At 70.7% G+C, this 403-nt stretch carries 2 protein-coding genes; both read left to right on the top strand.

The genetic code is table 11. The annotated features are described in order from the left end of the window. On the top strand, nucleotides 1–244 hold a 244-nt coding region (locus M3149_RS22860; protein WP_251711640.1), incomplete at its 5' end, for a hypothetical protein. 9 nt (nucleotides 245–253) lie between these two features. Continuing rightward, a partial coding sequence (locus M3149_RS23260; RefSeq protein WP_353056842.1) for an urease subunit gamma occupies nucleotides 254–403 on the top strand: 150 nt, incomplete at its 3' end.

The following is a 403-nucleotide window of genomic DNA, read 5'->3' as shown; positions in this document are numbered from 1 at the left end:
GATCATCGCGATCGCCACGAAGGGCAGGTACTACCTGCGCCGGACCGACGACGGCATCGACCTGCCGATGTACGACGAGCACGGCAACCCGTCGGGCGAGCTGCTGACCTGTCACGTGTGCGCCCAGGTCTACGAGCGGCCGGACATGGCGGCGTGCCGGACGCACGACGCTCACGTGTGCTCACTGTGCCTGCGCACAGACCGGGTCCGCGACCACGTGCTGCCGGCACAGCCCGCGCTCTAGGGTGTCCCGGTGCACCTGACCCCCTCCGACACCGAGAAGCTGCTCCTCGCCGTGGCCGGCATGGTGGCCCGCGACCGGCTCAGCAGGGGTGTGCGGCTCAACCATCCCGAGTCGGTGGCCCTGCTGAGCACCTGGGTCATCGAGCGGGCGCGCGAGGGC

Source organism: Hydrogenophaga intermedia (genome assembly GCF_023715105.1).
Taxonomy (GTDB): Bacteria; Pseudomonadota; Gammaproteobacteria; order Burkholderiales; family Burkholderiaceae_C; genus Hydrogenophaga; species Hydrogenophaga intermedia_A.
Note: the sequence above shows the minus strand (reverse complement) of the source record. Positions and strands in the feature narration are given on the sequence as shown.